This window comes from Microcoleus sp. Pol12B5, from assembly GCF_036701335.1.
In the GTDB taxonomy this organism is placed as follows: Bacteria; Cyanobacteriota; Cyanobacteriia; order Cyanobacteriales; family Microcoleaceae; genus Microcoleus.
This window is the reverse complement of the sequence record NZ_JAUBQQ010000007.1, coordinates 116,613-134,946: the sequence shown is the minus strand read 5'-3', so window position 1 is coordinate 134,946 and position 18,334 is coordinate 116,613. Positions and strand designations below refer to the sequence as shown.

The following is an 18,334-nucleotide window of genomic DNA, read 5'->3' as shown; positions in this document are numbered from 1 at the left end:
AATAAGCATTGCAATATCTCCCCAGTCGGTTGAAACCGACTGGGGAGATATGAGACCGGGGTTTTAAACCCTGGCGGACTGTTTGTTTAACTCTAAATATAGCTGCTAGCTTGACGGGTGAACATTGAGCAGTAAATTCCGTTTGATGCTATCAATTCGTCGTGAGTTCCTATTTCTGCTATTTTACCGTTTTCCATGACGGCGATGCGATCGGCAATTTTTGCTAATCCTAATCTGTGACTGATGACTATTGTTGTTTTCCCGGCGGCTATTTGGCGGAAAATGCTGTAAATTTCGTGTTCTGTCTTGGGGTCGAGGGCGGCGGTTGGCTCGTCAAAAATGAGCACTTCGGCTGTAGAAAGCCGCATTAAGGCGCGGGCGATCGCAATTCTTTGCCACTGTCCCCCCGATAAGTCTATGCCGTCTTCTAATTGTTTTCCCAACGGTGTCTCTAAACCTGCGGAAAGACTATTGACTTTGGCGCTTATTCCTGCTTCTGAAATAGCTTCATTAATTGCGGTGTCATCTGATAGTGAAAGCAAGTCGCCGAAACCGACGTTTTCGCGGACTGTGGAGGGGAAACGGGCGTAATCTTGCATAACGACGGCGATGCGCGATCGCACGTATGCTAGAGAGTACGATCGCAAATCTTTGCCGTTCCAGTCGATCGTACCGCTTGTCGGGTCGTACAGGCGACCGAGGAGTTTGCCAAGGGTGGTTTTACCCGCGCCATTTTCACCAACAAGCACTAGCATTTCACCCGGATTAATGGTTAAGTTGATATCTTCAACCGTGCTTTTATTGCTACCGGGATAGCAGAAAGATAAATGCTTAATCTCGATGCCAATTTTATCTTTTGTGGGGCGGCAATCTAGCCCGTCTTCTGGTAAACTAGGCAGGCGAGATGCCACATCTCCAAGCGGAGACTGCAATTCTGGTTTGAGTTCCAACAGTTGAAAAATTGGACTAACGCTGAGAGAGATATCGTACAAATTAGTAGAAGTGCTAATCAGCATATGCAAACTTTGCTTTACTTGGACAATCAAACCAGAATAAAGTGCTAAATCGCCCAAAGTATAGCGACCACCCAAAGCTCCCATTACTACATAAATAAATGGCAAAGCCACTCCAATTCTACTAAACATCGACCAGAAAAGTACAACAAAAGCTCCTTTTTTTCGGATTTGCTGCATCTCGCTAAAAAATTGCAAAAACTGACCCTGCCAGCGTTTGAGCCAAAGTTCTTGCAAGCCAAACAAACGCAATTCTTTAGCATATTCTTCGTCCGTCAAGACTCTAGCGGATAAGTTCATTTCGCGGCTGATTTTAGCTTGCTTTCTTTGAACTCTCCAGATGATTCTGCTATATTTTCTTTGGGTATAAATTGAGGGAGATGAGGAGATTAACATCAGCAATGGCACCCACCAAGCTATCGCAGCAGCAAGGCCTATCGATGGAATAAATATAAAAATTCCCGTGATGGTCATGCTGATGGTAAAGGCTAGTTGCTGTATTTTGGATACTCCGCTTTTTGCGAGTTCTACTATATTTAAGAGTTCGGGGTTTTCAAACAGAGCAATATCGTCGAAATTGGCTACTTTTTCGAGGACTTTTCCTTCGACAAAGCCTTGAACGCGATCGCGCAAAGATGTCGCGACAAAAGAGTTCATTGTGTCTAGGGCATCACCGACTAACTTGAGACTTAAGACTCCGGCAATACTCCACAGCAATATTGGCCGGGAAAGCATCAAAGCAAAGGGCTGTGCTGTTTGGGTTTGCGACAGCAACCGAGATACTTCATCAATGATTAATTTATCTAAAAATAGCACGGCAGAGGGGGCAGCACCGCCGATGATGTTGAGTAATATTAAATTGCGGAGTTCTATTGGTGCGGCTTTGATTATCAGGCCCAAGCTGCGCCACAAAGCTTGGAATGTGGTAATTTGGATGGGTTGCATAGTTTGTGGGTAGGTGTCGGGTCTACTCATCCCCGGACGGTATATTATAACAGTATTTATTAACAGTTTGCCAAGCATTTAAAATTAAATGCCTTAGTTAGTGTACTCTGTTAATCCTGGTATTTTATTCATCAACTAAAATTTTATTCGTCCATTAGATACTCTAAAAAGTTCCTAGTGTCCATATAGGTTAAATAATCAGTATAATTATAATCACATAAATCATTAATAGTATAACCATCGTAAAAAAGCTGGCTTCGGTAAAACCAATTATCAATTTTATACTCAAAAACATCGTAATTAATCTGCTTCTCTAAAGCTTTAGAATTACTTCTGACGTTATCGGGATCATTCTTAAAATCATTATAAGCACTAATCTTAGCTGCGTCATCACAATCATCATCCCGATCAACTTTATTTGCAGGAACTACAATAACTTCAACATAAGCACTAATCTTAGCTGCATTAATAAATAGTTGACCAGCCAAGTCTAGAATCCGAGCGACAATCTTAAAGATGTTTTTTTGTAACCATGCTTCTATATCAAAACCAAGGATCTCGGTTTCTTCATTTGTAAAATCTGTTTCTGTATTTTCTGCTGGTTCTGTTTGTTGACCAGTCGTAAAATTACTTTTTATAAGCTCGACAGCCGACTTGAGGATGAAATTACTTTGGGTAAAATTAACCAATGAAAATACACGATATAAAAGCCTCATGTATATTCCCAAGATTAAGAGTTTAGCCCTTACCCCAGATTCAGATATTTCAGTAACAGTAGCTTTTACCTTAAATGTACCTTTCGCATTATGATCGGCAGTAAAATTACCGTCTTGGTCAATTTTTCCACCTGTTGTTTCCCAAGATATTTTTCCAGTATCTATTCGATCGCCATATTGGTCTAAGCCTACTGCTGTAAATTTTTGGCATTCACCAGGCTTGAGTTTTACTACTTTTTGAGGATAAATCTCTAATCGTCTTAAAACTGGGAGCAACGTAACTGTAACTGATTGAGTAATTCCTTCGACTGTAGCATTAACAGTAACTTCACGCTTTTCATAACCTCCTATAAAAGTTCCATTTCCCTTAATTCTTCCCCCTTTAGTACATTGCCAATATACTTGATTAACCTGTACTGGTTCATCTTGTTGATCAAATCCTATAACATCAAAAGTGATATTTTCTTCGGGTTTAAGTGCTACTTCCTTGGGAAAAATAGAAAAGTATATCAATACAGAAACTACTGTAATATCAGCAAAGGTACTAATATTGTATTCAGTTGCAGTAGCAGTTACTCTAAACTTACCTTTAGCATTTATGTCAGCTATAAAATTGCCATTTTGGTCAATCGTACCGCCTGTTGCTTTCCAAACTATCCTCCCAACTGCGATTTCACGCTCCCACTCATCTAAACCATGAAGCTTGAATTGTTGATGCTGTCCAGGCTTTATTTCTACTGGGTTTGGTGAAATTACTAATGTCGTTAGTTTTGGTGGTTCAACTATCGTGACCTCAGCAGAAACGCTTATTTCTTCCACAGTAGCAGTAACAGTTATTTTCTCCTCTTGATAACTAGCGCGGAACATTCCATTATTCAGAATTGACCCGCCCGTTGTACTCCAGATTACTTCTCCAATATTTATGTTGTTACCATACTGATCTAAGCCTTTAACTTGAAACTGAAAGCTCTGACCAAACTCTAATTGATATATTGAGGATGTAATAATTAGTTCTGTTAGCTTCGGAGGTTCAATAATCGTAAGGGCGATAACTCGACGAATTGAATTGACTGAAGCTCTAACTTCAAAATCTCCTTGCTTGCTTCCAGCTATAAAATTTCCATTTTGGTCAATTCTTCCACCTTCACTACTTACTGACCAACTAATTTCTCCAGTTTGTATATTTTTACCATACTGATCTACTCCTTTAACTCGAAACTGAAAGCTCTGACCAAACTCTAATTGAGGTATTGAAGATATAATAATTAGTTCTGCTAGTCTCGGAGGTTCAATAATCGTAATTGGGATAACTCGACGAATTGAACTGACGGAAGCTCTAACTTCAAAATCTCCTTGCTTGCTTCCAGCTATAAAATTGCCATTTTGGTCAATCGTTCCAGATTCACTACTTACTAACCAAGTAATTGCTCCAGTTTGTATGTTGTCACCATACTGATCTACTCCTTTAACTCGAAACTGAAAAGTCTGCCCAAACTCTAATCGATATATTGAGGATATAATAATTAGTTCTGTTAGCTTCGGAGGTTCAATAATAGTAATGGGAACAACTTGATGAAGTGAACTAACTGAAGCTCGGATTTCAAAATTTCCTTCCTTGTCTCCAGCTATAAAATTGCCATTGGGGTCAATCGTTCCACCTCCATTTACTTCCCATAATACAGTTTCTTGCATGGGATTTATGCGTTGATCTAAAACTTGTGCTGTAAATTGTTGCGTTTTACCAAACTCTAAAGTAATGCTAGTGGGAGTAACAGAAATTTCTGTGAGTCTAGGAGGCTGAATAATAATAATTGTGGCAGAAGCCTCAAAAATGCCTATCTTTGCTTTAACTTCAAATCTTCCTTCCCGTTGACCTGCTGTAAATAAACCTTGTTCGATTTTCCCTCCGGTAGTTTCCCATTTAACATCTGTATTGTTAAGGCTCATCTCTCTATTATTCTGGTCTAAACCTTTAACAGTAAAATGCTGGGTTTGACCACAAAAGAGTGCTTGGGGAATTTCAGAAATAACAATATTGCTTAGTTTTGGATAAGAACATCCCTTAATAGCATCGAGTGGTTTTCCTGTTTTTGTGTCCAACAATGTTACCCAATCTTTACCTGCCACAGCAAGAGTTTTTCCGTCATAATTAATTGCTACCGAGCTAATAAAACCCGGCTGTTCTGGTTCAGTGTAGATAATCCTATTATTTTTCAAGTCAAAGACTTTAATGTTTGTGGAAAAACCTACTACAAGTATATTTTGGTTGACATGACAAGCTAGAGAATTAATTGATTGATTATTTGGGTAAGTCTTGGTACATTCTAAATTTTGAAGAGTTTGAAGAGGTAGTACAGGAACATCTTTATTATCTGCTGCGGCTACAATAATTCTACCTAAAAGCCAACCCCCTACAGCTATAGGCCCTCCTAATGAAAATCCCGCTATAGTAGCTGCTACATCTACTAAACCTTTACCCAAAACTGAACCTGATTGATTTGAAGAGACTTCTTCAGTTTTAGATTGCCAAAATTTGACAACACCATCACGACTTCCACTAATTAAGGTTGTGTTGTCTGAAGTAATACTTAAAGATTGAATCCAATCTGAATGTCCTTCAATACTGCGTATGAGTTCACCGCTCTCTAAATTCCATAAGGTGATTTTATCATTAGTGCTTCCACAAGCGATAACTTTTCCATCATGGCTAATACATAAGCTCAAAACGGAAGAGAGTTCCTTTGTATCTTGTAGAGTTTTATTTAATATCCCCGTATTTAAGCCCCATATTTTGATGGTTTTGGTGGTGCTACCGCTCACAATGGTTTTTCCATCAGGAGTGATAGCAACAGCAGTAATCCAATTAGAATACCAACTTAGATCAATTAATGTATGAATAAGCTTCCCACTTTTTAAATTCCATACCTTAATATTTTTATCTGCACCTCCGCTAACTAATTTATTTCCATTAGGACTAATAGCCACAGACAAAACCCAGTGCGAATGTCCTTCAATACTACATTCTATACTACGAATTATTTCCCCCGTTTGCAAATTCCATACCCAAATCTTTTTCCAACTCCCTCCTACTAAAATAGTATTATCTGGACTTATTGCTAGACAAGTAATAATATCTGTTGGGCAATTAATTAAGTTTTCTGGTGTATTTTCCATCAACCAATAATTATCACCACGAAAAACTCTGTAGGCAAATTGTTTAACTCGATCTGATGGATCTTTGATAGACTGTTCAATCAATAGTTCTAAACCTTGTTGACCATAATTGAGAGTCTCTGATAAAGCAGCAAGTCTTTCTTGCTCACTTTGACTAGATAACTGCTTCTTAACTTCTTCAATTGTTGTAGACATTCTATTTCTCTCCCAATCATTAACTTTCGGATTTTTTGCCAGCCACAAGCAACAAATTAGCTAGGTGATAGAGTTCTCCCGTAAATGTGGTGATCATAAAATCTTATCTAACTGGAGTGGTTAGGCACGGGCAATAACGGAGAGCGTCAAAACAAATAATTAATTTGCCGTCCGGAATCACAGACTAACCTATTTTTCATGATACGATCGCCCTCTCTATATCAAACTCTGCCAGATCGAGCGATCGCCCTGAATCAATCCCACCATAGCATAAACCGCTTTATGCCAAAACTATCCAAATGTCAAACGCCGCACCGTACCATCATCTGTAAATCGCTGTTCGCCAACGCCAACAACTTCCACAATAACTTCGCGTTCAGAAATCAAAAATTGACCCTCGCGCGCGGCAATTTCAACGATGATTTTTTCCCCTTCCAAATACACCTTGTAATTAGTCGTAGCCCAGACACCTTTTTGGTGTTCAAAACTGTGTCCGTCGTCCTCATAAAACGTCCATTCACCAGTTCCGGGCCAAATTCGCATTTTCAATGAATCAAGCGGTTCTTCGCTGACAAACTGCCTCACAGGTGCGATCGCAATTATGCCCCCGCCCCGCACGTAAAGCGGCATTCTCTCCAAAGGTGCATAAGCCAAAATGTGCGTCGGGCCGTGATAGCATTCACCCGTCCACCAATCGTACCAAGTCCCCTCCGGCAAATACACGGCGCGGTGTTCAACCCCCGGGCGGTAAACAGGTGCAGCCATCAGCGACGGGCCGAGTAATACTTGATCGTAAAGGTGATAAGTTGCCCGATCGCGCGGAAAGTGATATAGTAGCGGTCGCAAAATCGGCGTTCCCGCCGTCGCAGCTTCCCAAAACAACGTGTAAATATAAGGCAACAACTGATAGCGCAAATTGATGTATTCGCGGCAAATCTTCTCAGTGCGATCGCCAAAAACCCAGGGTTCGTGCTGCGCCGTACTCATCGCCGAATGACCGCGCATCAAGGGATACAGCATCCCCACCTGCATCCACCGCGCGAACAGTTCAGCGGTTGCATTCCCCGCAAAGCCGCCGATGTCGCAACCGACAAACGCCACGCCGGAAAGCCCCATATTGCAAAGCATTGGTAGCGACATTTCTAAGTGTTCCCACTGCGATTGATTGTCGCCCATCCACACCGAGGAGTAACGCTGAACGCCCGCAAAACCCGATCGCGTCAGCACAAAAGATCGATCGCCCGATCGCACTTTTTGCAACCCCTCAGCACAAGCTTTCGCCATCATCAACCCATACAAATTGTGGGTTTCCGCGTGGGTAGCGCGATCGGATTCCGGGCCTTGCGGTGCATCCAGGGGAAAGCTGATGTGTTCGCCGCCGTCCCCAAAAGGCCGTTCTGCGATCGCAGGTTCGTTCATGTCGTTCCAAATCCCCGCAATCCCAATATCTGTCAGGGTTTTGTGCAATTCGCCCCACCACTGGCGCACCTCCGGCCGCAGGAAGTCGGGAAACACCGCTTTGTCCGGCCAAACGTAACCGTGGAATAGCTTTCCCTCTGCGGTGCGGACGAAATAGTCATTCTCCACACCCCGATCGAATACTTCATAATCTCCTTCCGGTTCGTACTTGACACCGGGATCGACAATCGTGACAACCTTAAAACCGGCTGCTTTCAAGTCTGCGATCAGTTTCGCCGGATCGGGGAAACGCTTCGGGCTCCAGGTAAAAACGCGGTAGCCGCGCATATAGTCGATGTCGAGGTGGATGACATCGCAGGGAATCGCCCGATCGCGAAATTGCTTCGCCAACTCCCGCACAACGTCCTCCGAGTCGTAGCTCCAGCGGCATTGGTGGTATCCCAGCGCCCATTTTGGCGGAAGCGGCATCCGGCCGGTTAACTGCGTGTAGGTAGCGAGAATTTGGGCGGGTTCCGGGCCGTAAATGATGTAGTAATCGAGTTCCGTACCTCTGGTTTCCATCCGCAAAACTCCCGGTTGTTGGGCGCCGATGTCGAATTGACTCCAAAATGTGGTGTTGAAAAAGATGCCGTAAGCGCGATCGGGATTCAGGGCGATGTAAAAGGGGATCGCCTGGTACATTTCATCGCTGAGGGAATTGTAGTCGAGGGAGTCGGTTGTCCAGTTTGTCTTGACTTCGGAGAGTTTGTCGAGAAAGCCGGTGCGTTCGCCGAAACCGTAGAAGTGCTCGTCTGCTTCGATGCGCTTCCAGCCCGCGGTTGCACCTGCGCGCCATCCCATACTGCGATCGCAGTCGCTAGCAAAGGGTTTTCCCGATTTGTCAAAGCATTCGATTGCAGGGCGATCTCGCTTTACGGAAATTAATATTTCTGCGGTTTCAATTTCTATTTTTTCGTCGGTTTCTCGCACTTCAAATGGTATTATTTCCCACTCTTCGTCAGCGAGGGTTATTGAGTGTGATCGGCTGTTAAATTCACCTGTCGGGGACATTCGCACTCGGATTAAATTCGGTGCGAGGATGCTGATGTTTAGGGAAGTTTCGCCGCAATTAAAGTGAATTGTGCGATCGGTTTTATTTATGGATTGTACCGAACCGATTGTTGACCAAGGCTGTTCAGTAGTTTGCAGTTTTCCGAAATATTGCGGCATACACTCTGACTCGAAATATTATCGATTTTGCTTTCAGGAGTTAAGGGTTGTCATCTGGCAAAAGGCTGAACTACAACGATCGATCTCATGCAGCAAAACCCCAATACCTGCGCTCCGTCCGCTCCACCGCATGATTAACCCGATCGCCTGGGAGTATTGTAAAGGTGAGAGCTAAAGAATCTAAAATAAATGTTACCTAAGTTTATTAAACCTTTAACTTATGCCTCTTACCGAAATTTTACCCCTCCTCAAAAAGTTATCTCACTCCGATCGACTGTTTCTACTAAATTTCGTGGTAGCCTAATTATTGAATGAATCAGGTTTAATTCCATTGGATGTTCAGAACAAAGTAGCTAGTCAAGGTTTATATGATTCTTTTGACACTGCTGCTGGCTTAGCGAAAGCACTAGCAGAGGAAAAAGCGAATACACATGGTTAATATTGTGCTTTAGTGGTCGAGATGGTTGCTTTTTCATCGATCGCCTACTACCTTTATTTGGGGTACACTAAAACTTGATAGAAAACCTGCCTTTGTCTGTGGGAGTTGTTTTCCTCCTCAGAGTTCGGGGCGTCTCAGGAACAGCGGTGAATTGGCTGATTGTTGCGTACATCACAAATTAGCCCAAGTACAGTCTCGGTATTTTTAAACATGAGGGTAGCCATGAAACGTAAAAAACAAGACCAACTCAGCCGCCGCCATTTTCTACTCGGTTCGGCAATTGCAGGTAGCGGTATTGTTGCCGCAAACCTGCGCTCGAAATCTGGGTTAGCACAATCTTCTGCACCGGCAATTATCACCTCGGATCGGATGCGCCCCAGCATTCCATACGGTGTTGCTAGCGGTGATATTACCGGCAACAGTGCGGTGATTTGGAGTCGGTGCGATCGCTCCTCCCGGATGATAGTCGAATATGACACCGCCGACTCGTTCCGCAACGTGCAGCGCATCATCGGACCTGCAGCGTTGGAAACTAGCGATTACACGGCGCGTATTAACCTGATTGACCTACCAGCCGACCGGCAAATATTCTACCGAGTCAGCTTCCAGAATTTAGCCGATCCAAACATCTACAGCGTCCCCGTTACGGGGAGTTTCCGCACACCTCCAAACAGCAAGCGCGACATCTTTTTTGCCTGGTCGGGAGACACCGCCGGACAGGGTTGGGGTATCAATTCAGAATGGGGCGGCATGAAAATCTATGAAACTATCAGACAGCTTAAGCCAGACTTCTTCATCCATTCTGGCGATTACATCTATGCAGATAGTCCGATTAAATCTGAGGTAAAACTTGACGACGGTAGCATCTGGAAAAACATCACAACAGAAGAAAAGTCAAAAGTAGCTGAAACCTTAACAGAGTTTCGCGGAAATTACATCTACAACCTGCTAGACAATAACATCCGGCGCTTCAACGCCGAAGTACCTCAGCTAGTTCAGTGGGATGACCACGAAACTACAAACAACTGGTATCCCGGCGAGATGCTAATGAGTGATGACCGCTACAAAGTCAAAAGCAGTTCTTTACTGGCAGCGCGAGGCAAGCAAGCATTTATGGAGTATACGCCGATGCGCTTCGATGCCAACGACCCAGAACGGATTTACCGTTCGTTCAATTACGGTTCTTCCCTGGAAATTTTTATGCTCGATATGCGTAGCTACCGAGGACTAAACACTACCAACCGTCAGACAGCAGCAAGTGAAGAAACAGCGTTTTTGGGTAATGCCCAAGTTAGTTGGTTAAAGAACAAATTGCAGAATTCAAAGGCAAGGTGGAAAGTAATTGCTAGCGATATGCCAGTCGGATTGGTGATTGAAGATGGCAAAAACAGCGGCAACTTTGAGAACCTCGCCAATGGAGATGGTCCTGCATTAGGACGCGAACTCGAACTTGCCCAATTGTTGCGCTTTATCCAGCAAAACAATATCCAAAATGTCGTTTGGCTAACCGCTGACGTGCATTATGCTGCCGCGCACTACTACGACCCAGGTCAAGCTCAATTCACTGATTTTAAACCGTTTTGGGAGTTTGTTGCCGGGCCGCTTCACGCTGGAACTTACGGACCAAATAAGCTTGACAATACTTTTGGTCCCCTTGTTAAGTTCCAAAGCTTGTCGCCGCCAGAAGTAGAAAATCTACCTCCTACAAAAGGTTTTCAGTTCTTTGGTACGGTTAAAATTAATGGCGATAGTCAGGTGATGACTGTGGCGCTGCACAATCTTGAAGGCAAAATTCTCTATAGCGTGGACTTGCCGCCGGAGGTTTAAAACAGCTTCTAAACATTATTAGATCATTGCCCAGAACGAAGCAATCCCAATCCCAAGTCTGAGCGATTGCTGCATTTCTATCTGCTGTTACCTTAAACTTTGATGATTTTTGAGTGCCTTGAAATACTATAGCCAACATCCTAACGCTTTCTCGATCGACTACCTCAACGACTTGCGAGGAGCAATTCTAGCCTCCCCTTATCTAGCAATCAACAACCTCAACCGCGATTTCATTGGCACAAAAGGGTTTTCCGTGGTATTTCAACGTGCGGAAATCGCCGAAGTAGAACGGCGGTTCCCCTTGTTCAAACCCTATCTAGACCAAGCATTACAGCCTGAATGCAATGCTTTTTACCTCAACCCCCTGTTGCTGGGTGAAGGTTCCCGCGTCGATCCGCATATCGATCGATCTTTGCGATCGTACTGCAAAACAGTTGAACCTCCCGCAGCCGTCAGCGTTTTGTACGTGCAAGTGCCGCCGAACTTGCAAGGGGGAGAGTTGATACTGCGGCGCAACAAACAGCAAGTCGGGCAGATTAAGCCGCAAGCCAACTCGCTGATCTATTTTCAAGGAGATTTGACTCACTCAGTCAACGCTGTTAAAACTACCGGAACTCGTTTGAGTTTGGTTTGCGAACAGTACAGTTTGAGCGAAACAGAACTGCAAGATATTCCAGGATTCACAGTGGAATCTAGGGCCGTAAAAGCAAAAATTAAGTAAGGTTTATTCGATCCTGGGTTGGGTCGCTTTCACTTGGGTTTATGGTAAACTTAAGGCTCAATCTAAATCGGGACTTTTGAGCATTTCCATCAACTTCCGCTTCCGGCTGTGTACTTGCATCAGTTGAGAACGATAAGCAGACCACTGAAGATTTTGCCCAGTTTGTAAATAGGCAGCGCGGGCTTTTTCCAACCACTTAATCGCCAGATTGTACTCGCTTGATTTCCCTTGATCCATAATCGATGCAGCACGCTGACAAGCATTGGCGATTACCCAATCGGGGCTGTGGCTGATAGCAGCCCCCATTACTCGGTGAATCAGTGCTGAGTGGTAATAACCCAAGCCATCAGCAAGGGCGATCGCATCTTCAATCATTCCCTCATCCAGAAAAATATCAACCTTCGCGTCAGTAAAATTCCAACTTTCCTTACTTTTCAGAGTTGCTAACAAATCTGCTTTCAAAGTTGACCAACTATCTCTTGCTAACTCCTTCACTAAACTATAATCCCTAAAAGACGGTTTGATTTTAAATATCTGGATTCTAGCATTTAACGCAAGTTCGTCTTCGCCCAACTCAACAGCCAACTCACTCATCGATGTTGCCAGTTCGTAATGGCAACGACCTGACAAATTTAACCCAGCTTGGCAAATTTTCAGAGCTTGTTCTAAGGCTCCCTGTTGTTTTAAAGTTTGAACGAGAGCAAAAGCATCTTCCGCTGATTGCATCTGGGTAGCAGCAGCTTCCACTGCTTCTTCTACTCTCCCCAAACGAGTTAACATCGTCAAGTATTGTTGAGTACAACCTTCTGCTTGGGCTAAGTATAAGTATTCGCGATCGCGTTCTTGGCGATCGAGGATTTGCAAGCGAATCAATGCTAAGTCGTGAGCACAGTTTGGTGCGTCACCAGCCCAAACTCCTTGCCCAGCAATGTTTCCTTCAAGTACCTGTTGGAGTAGGGGATCGTCCCAACCTTGGCGTAAAGCTTCCAAGCTCATACTGAAATCACAATCCCATTCATCTTGCCAAGCTTCTAACATCACCTGGAGATCGATCTCTTCTTCAGCAGTTAGTTGAGCCGTCAAAATGGCTTCTGTCCAAGCTTCATTCAAAGCCTTAGTTATCTCAGAATTGTCAGCGCCAAACTCTTCTACATCATTCCAATCTTCAACGCAGGCTGTGGTGATGGCTTCTAAAATTACTAAGGCGTTGTTGCCATCCCCCTGTTCGCTGAATTCCTGGGCTCGCTGAATTACATCTAAAAGTTCTTCTGTAATCGGGTCTTCCTCCCATCCATCCTCCAAATACCTCACAGCCTCTCGCAAAATTCGTCGTACTTGATATCGAAAAGGAGCAGGATCGATGGAGGTGTGGCGCGGTGCTTTGGTAGGTTGGTTTGAAGGTGCAGGAATAGCACTTAAGTTAATGTATTGTTCGATCGCATCAATGAGTGATGGTTCTTTTTTTACTAAATGCTGTATTAATTGCTGGGTTTGTACATCGTTAAGGCGATCGAGCAATTGTTCCAGTGTCGGGCCCTGCTCAATTATTTCTGGTTGCCGCAGACACAATAACAACGTCGCAACAATGTGTTTACACCACCCACCGTTATCGTAAGGACAAGTGCAGAATAATGTAGAGGCTAATCCGGCATCATCAAAGGGCAGGGTAACACGGTAGGGTTCTACTTCGGAACCCTCCACTACTGCTTGCACCATATTGCCACGCCGGACTGCCCTAGTAACATTGCCAGCTAAATAGTAAGCTTCACCCCGCTTGAGGGATTGGGCAGAGGTGTGAAGCTCGATCGTTGTTTCAGTGAGTTTGGGAATGGGCATGAGACTATGCCTCAGCAGTTAAAGGATTAGACTCGATTTTACCTGATAAATACACTTGCTCTACAATTTAATTGCGTTCCGATTTGAGGTTTCCATAAATTTCAAAAATATGTAAAAAAACCCGGTTTCTCCACACCCGTGCCTAAGTGCTGTCTCTCTCTAACTACCAAAATCGGAATAATAGCCAAACTTTTGATGAGTAACAGCCCATACAGCTAGTTTAGCGGGACAAACTCAGCTTAAGATTCCCACAAACAGCGAACAACCCCAAAGATGAAAATACAACGATACAAAGCATTTTCGATCGACGCAGGATGTCGGAGTCAATGAAGCTGCTGGTTTGGTAAAAAGCCAGAGTCGATCGCCTCACCAATAAAAACCACCAGATTAATTTAAACTGATTAAAAATTAGGCTGCGAAAATCCGATGATCCACAAGAAGAACCGCAAAAAGTTACCTTTATTAGCAGCATTCTTAGTCTCGCCATTTATTTCTTGGTTCCTGAGTGCGATCGCCCTATTTCTCAGTCTCTGGGTCATCATACCAGCACCCACGATGTTCCTGTACCCTTTGGCGGTGGGAGCACCAGAAATCAGTCCTTGGTTGGTCGGTATCAATACGATCGCCCTTTTGCTGAACCTGGTCAGACGGCATCAAGGCAAAGTCTACATTATTTTGTCAATTTGTAACCTGTTCGCCCTAATCCTGGGCCTGCTTCCCCTGATTCAGTTCCCAGCAGCCAATGCAGCGATAGCTACCCAAATGCAAGCTGTTCTAGGGGAAAACTATTTAGCAGCCGTTCCTCAAGCCGATCGCGCGCAGCTACGCCCTCAACCGTTTATCCTCGCAGATGCGTTCCGAGGAATTCCCCTCAGAGAGGTTAGGATCGATCGGGCTATTGGATTTGCCAACCCTGACGGAGTTTCACTGCAACTAAACCTTTATCGGCCGATGCAAATTGGCAAATATCCGGCGATTATCACACTCTACGGCGGAGCTTGGCAGAGAGGCAATGCCGATTCCAATGAGGAATTCAGCCGCTACATGGCCGCCCAAGGCTATTGTGTGGTTGCAATTGATTACCGCCACGCTCCCAAATATCGATTTCCTGCTCAGCTTGAGGACGTACAAGGCGCTCTTTCTTATATCAAAACTCATGCTGATGATTGGGAAATCGATCTCGATCGAATTGCTTTGATGGGAAGGTCTGCAGGTGCCCATTTAGCAATGCTAACTGCTTATGATTCTAGTGTGCTTCCAGTTCGAGCAGTGGTCAACTATTACGGGCCAAATGACCTGATTCGGGGATACAATGACCCACCTTTTCCTGATGCCATAAATGTTCGAGCCGTCTTGCGTGCCTTTCTGGGAGGAACGCCAGACGAACTTAACGAGCTTTACCGTCGGGCTTCTCCCATCAATTATATTAAACCGAATCTTCCCCCTTCTCTACTGGTCTATCCAGGTCGCGACCATATCGTTCAGGTTAAGTTTGGTCGATCGCTCTACCAACGATTGCGAGCCACGGGCGATTCCCTACGGGATAGCTTCGCTTCACGGGCTATTTTGCTCGAAATTCCTTGGGCTGAACACGCCTTTGATGCAGTTTTTAATGGCCCGAGCAATCAATTAGCTTTGTACTACACAGAACGATTTTTGGCTCATTCTCTGAAGTCTTCCGATTACCAACGAGTTAACTAAAAATTATCAACTTACTCCTTTATGCTCAATAAACTGCGGCTATAACAGTTTAATAAGTTCCCAAATCTCGTAAAGATTTCTACGGCAAATTCTCGCACCAAATTTTAAAAGAGTTGCAAGACTTTATTATGTAGCGGTTCTCAAGCGTGGTGAGGTATGCCCCATGGCCTATGCCCTATGCCCTATGCTAGTACGATCGCCCTCAGTTTCAGCGCCCCGCGTCCTGTTAAACTGAAATCCTGCGGTTGTGTGCGATCGGCGCGATCGACCTTTCTGAAAAAAACATAAAATTCTGTAGCCTACAATACATTTATTTGGTTAATGATTGTTTAAACTCTCCAAGTGTAGATTGTGTACTCTCCATAATTCTCCAAAACTCCTAAACGAGTGCGTTGTTTGCTGGACTGCGATTTATCGATCGTCGAACCGTTAAAAACCATAAGTAGTTTTGACCTGAATTCATCGGAATTGATTCGCACAAAATTTTTGAGCTGACCAGGGTGAAGATTAGTTAATAAATTTGTGCAGTGCAGACATCTATAATGTTGACTCAAGTTTGTACAGGCTCTTGCCATCTATCTTCTTGTTAATAACCGCAATCCAACCGCATCTCACACTGGATTGTCACACCCGATGGACGGCGAAGTCATGGCGCCTCGCTCCTCCAATCTTTTCGAGCCTGCCAAAAAGGGCATTCTCCCAAAAGTTAGCTTTGACAAAAAATCTTGGGTAAATCCAGGATATTCGTCAATCGTTAGACTTTTGCTAACATCTATTTTTTTTCAACTACTCGTCCCGCAATACCAATAAAAATAACCATGAGTGGAAACGAATCGCGCGTTCAAGCAATTTCTCAAATCGTCAACCGCAAACTGATGCCTAGTCGGCCTCCAAAGCGGCTCGAAGATATGTGGGCAACAGACGTTTTTACTCTGAGCAAGATGCAAGAAAGTCTGCCCAAAAGCATTTTCAAATCAGTAAAAAACACCGTTCAAACCGGCCAAAAACTCGATGCTTCCGTAGCTGATGTAGTTGCAGTAGCAATGAAAGATTGGGCTATTTCCAAAGGAGCCCTCTACTACGCCCACGTATTCTACCCGCTAACAAACGGTACCGCCGAAAAGCACGACGGTTTCATCTCAGTGCAAGGCGACGGCTCCGTCATCTCAGAATTTGCAGGCAAAGTTCTCGTACAAGGCGAACCCGATGGCTCCTCATTCCCCAACGGCGGCATCCGTTCCACCGCCGCCGCTCGCGGATATACAGCCTGGGATGTCACCAGCCCTGCTTATGTCATGGAAACAGACAACGGCATGACATTGTGCATTCCCACTGTTTTCATCTCCTGGACAGGTGAAGCCTTAGACAAGAAAACGCCGCTGTTGCGTTCGATTGCCGCCATGAACAAAGCAGCAAATCGAGTGTTAAAGCTATTAGGCAATACCGAAGTTGCTCCGGTAAATTCCAGTTGCGGTTCTGAACAAGAATACTTCCTGGTAGATGCCAATTTCACCAACAACCGCCCCGATTTACTGCTAGCAGGTCGCACCCTGTTTGGCAAACCTCCTGCCAAAGGTCAGCAATTTGACGACCACTATTTTGGAGCGATTCCAGAGCGCGTTCAAGTCTTCATGCAGGAAGTAGAAGAAAGAATGTACCGGCTGGGAATTCCTGCCAAAACCCGCCACAACGAAGTAGCTCCCGGTCAGTTTGAAATTGCACCAGTTTTTGAAGCTGCAAACGTCGCCAGCGACCACCAACAATTAACCATGACAATTCTCCGCAACACTGCGAAGAAACACGGTTTTATGTGTTTGCTGCACGAGAAGCCTTTCGCCGGCATTAACGGTTCTGGCAAACACGTCAACTGGTCGGTCGGCAATGCCACCCAAGGAAACTTATTAGACCCCGGCGATACACCGCACTCGAACATACAATTTCTAGTTTTCTGCGGCGCTGTGATTCGCGGAGTTCACAAATACGGGCCGCTATTGCGCGCGGTAGTTGCTACTGCCAGCAACGACCACCGATTGGGTGCAAATGAGGCTCCACCAGCAATTATCTCTGTCTATTTGGGTTCGCAATTAGAAGATATCTTCGGGCAAATTAGCCGAGGAGAAGTTAAGGACTCTAAAGGTCGGGGAATTATGAACTTAGGTGTAGAAACACTGCCTACTTTCATGAAGGATGCTGGAGACAGAAACCGGACTTCGCCCTTTGCCTTTACTGGAAACCGATTTGAATTCCGGGCAGTAGGTTCCGGTCAGTCTGTTTCCGGGCCGCTGGTGGCGATGAATACAATTCTTGCAGATTCTTTGGACTGGATTGCTAACAAATTAGAAAGCGATTTGGCTAACGGAACTGAACTGAATGCTGCCATCCAAACCATTCTCAAAGAAGTGATGGACGAGCACGGTGCTGTTGTATTTGGTGGCGACGGCTATTCCGAAGAATGGCACAAAATGGCCGTTGAGGAACGGGGTTTAGCTAACTTGCGGACTACGGCAGATGCTTTACCCGTCTTGAAGGAAGGATACATTGAAGACTTGTTTGAAAAGACAGGTGTTCTGACTCCAGTTGAATTGGAAAGCCGTTACGATGTTTATGCTGAGCAGTATTTGCTGGCAATTGAAGTCGAAGCAAAGCTGGTAATAAGCATGGCCAAAACCATTATTTACCCCGCAGCTTTGAGGTATTTAGCTGAAGTTTCTGGAACGATTTCTAAATTGAAAGAGATTGGGATTGAACTGGAAAAGGAAAGTGCCGAAAAAGTAGCGGTGCTGGTTAAGTCAATGATGGATACTGCCAGCAAATTGAGTGCTGCTTTGAGCAAGCACGATTTTGCTTCGACAGAAGATCATATGCAATATGCTTCGCAAACAATTCGTCCTTTGATGGATGAGGTTCGCAAGTATGCGGATGCTCTGGAAGGTGAAGTGGCTGATGATTTGTGGCCGCTGCCTACTTATCAAGAAATGCTGTTTGTTAAGTAAGAGCAAACAAATTCGATTAATTGCAGGTTAGAGTTGTAAGGACACGGCAGTGCCGTGTCCTTACTTGTTTTTGAGGTTAGATGAGTGGTACGCTGAATCGGCCAGATTCATTAAATCCCAGCTACAGTAAGAGTTGTTAAGATTGT

General features: G+C 44.4%; 8 protein-coding genes. 4 read left to right on the top strand and 4 right to left on the bottom strand.

What is annotated here, in order from left to right:
• Positions 1-92 precede the first annotated feature (92 nt).
• The 3 genes from QUA24_RS06475 to QUA24_RS06465 all read right to left on the bottom strand — a co-directional run bounded on the left by QUA24_RS06475 (position 93) and on the right by QUA24_RS06465 (position 8,671).
• Positions 93-1,958, bottom strand: coding sequence for an ABC transporter ATP-binding protein (locus tag QUA24_RS06475; protein ID WP_333228172.1), 1,866 nt, complete (start codon positions 1,956-1,958; stop codon positions 93-95).
• A 143-nt stretch (positions 1,959-2,101) separates the two neighbouring features.
• Positions 2,102-6,043 carry a WD40 domain-containing protein gene (locus QUA24_RS06470; RefSeq protein ID WP_333228170.1) on the bottom strand — a complete coding sequence of 1,314 codons (3,942 nt, stop codon included), beginning with the start codon at positions 6,041-6,043 and terminating at the stop codon, positions 2,102-2,104.
• Positions 6,044-6,334: 291 nt separating this feature from the next.
• A complete protein-coding gene (locus QUA24_RS06465) occupies positions 6,335-8,671 on the bottom strand; it encodes a glycoside hydrolase family 31 protein (RefSeq protein WP_333228168.1) in 2,337 nt (778 codons plus the stop codon).
• A gap of 661 nt (positions 8,672-9,332) precedes the next feature.
• Here QUA24_RS06465 and QUA24_RS06460 point away from each other — a divergent pair.
• The gene (locus QUA24_RS06460; RefSeq protein WP_333228166.1) at positions 9,333-10,937 is read left to right on the top strand and encodes an alkaline phosphatase D family protein; all 1,605 of its coding nucleotides are present in this window, start codon (positions 9,333-9,335) and stop codon (positions 10,935-10,937) included.
• A gap of 118 nt (positions 10,938-11,055) precedes the next feature.
• Positions 11,056-11,658, top strand: a complete 603-nt coding sequence (locus QUA24_RS06455) for a 2OG-Fe(II) oxygenase (RefSeq protein ID WP_333228164.1) — start codon at positions 11,056-11,058, stop codon at positions 11,656-11,658.
• Between the two features lie 57 nt (positions 11,659-11,715).
• On the opposite strand, the gene QUA24_RS06450 is transcribed toward QUA24_RS06455, so the two are convergent.
• Complete coding sequence (locus tag QUA24_RS06450; RefSeq protein WP_333228162.1) at positions 11,716-13,494, bottom strand: SWIM zinc finger family protein; 1,779 nt, start codon at positions 13,492-13,494, stop codon at positions 11,716-11,718.
• Between the two features lie 426 nt (positions 13,495-13,920).
• Between QUA24_RS06450 and QUA24_RS06445 the strand changes: the two genes are divergently transcribed.
• Together QUA24_RS06445 and QUA24_RS06440 are read left to right on the top strand one after the other, a co-directional pair.
• A complete protein-coding gene (locus QUA24_RS06445) occupies positions 13,921-15,195 on the top strand; it encodes an alpha/beta hydrolase (protein ID WP_333228160.1) in 1,275 nt (424 codons plus the stop codon).
• Positions 15,196-16,013: 818 nt separating this feature from the next.
• Positions 16,014-18,188, top strand: a complete 2,175-nt coding sequence (locus QUA24_RS06440) for a glutamine synthetase III (RefSeq protein ID WP_333228158.1) — start codon at positions 16,014-16,016, stop codon at positions 18,186-18,188.
• Positions 18,189-18,334 lie beyond the last annotated feature (146 nt).

Coding starts and splice junctions, on each gene's coding strand:
- QUA24_RS06475 (WP_333228172.1), bottom strand. CDS start 1,958: ATGCAACCCATCCAAATTACCACATTCCAAGCTTTGTGGCGCAGCTTG.
- QUA24_RS06470 (WP_333228170.1), bottom strand. CDS start 6,043: ATGTCTACAACAATTGAAGAAGTTAAGAAGCAGTTATCTAGTCAAAGT.
- QUA24_RS06465 (WP_333228168.1), bottom strand. CDS start 8,671: ATGCCGCAATATTTCGGAAAACTGCAAACTACTGAACAGCCTTGGTCA.
- QUA24_RS06460 (WP_333228166.1), top strand. CDS start 9,333: ATGAAACGTAAAAAACAAGACCAACTCAGCCGCCGCCATTTTCTACTC.
- QUA24_RS06450 (WP_333228162.1), bottom strand. CDS start 13,494: ATGCCCATTCCCAAACTCACTGAAACAACGATCGAGCTTCACACCTCT.
- QUA24_RS06445 (WP_333228160.1), top strand. CDS start 13,921: ATGATCCACAAGAAGAACCGCAAAAAGTTACCTTTATTAGCAGCATTC.
- QUA24_RS06440 (WP_333228158.1), top strand. CDS start 16,014: ATGAGTGGAAACGAATCGCGCGTTCAAGCAATTTCTCAAATCGTCAAC.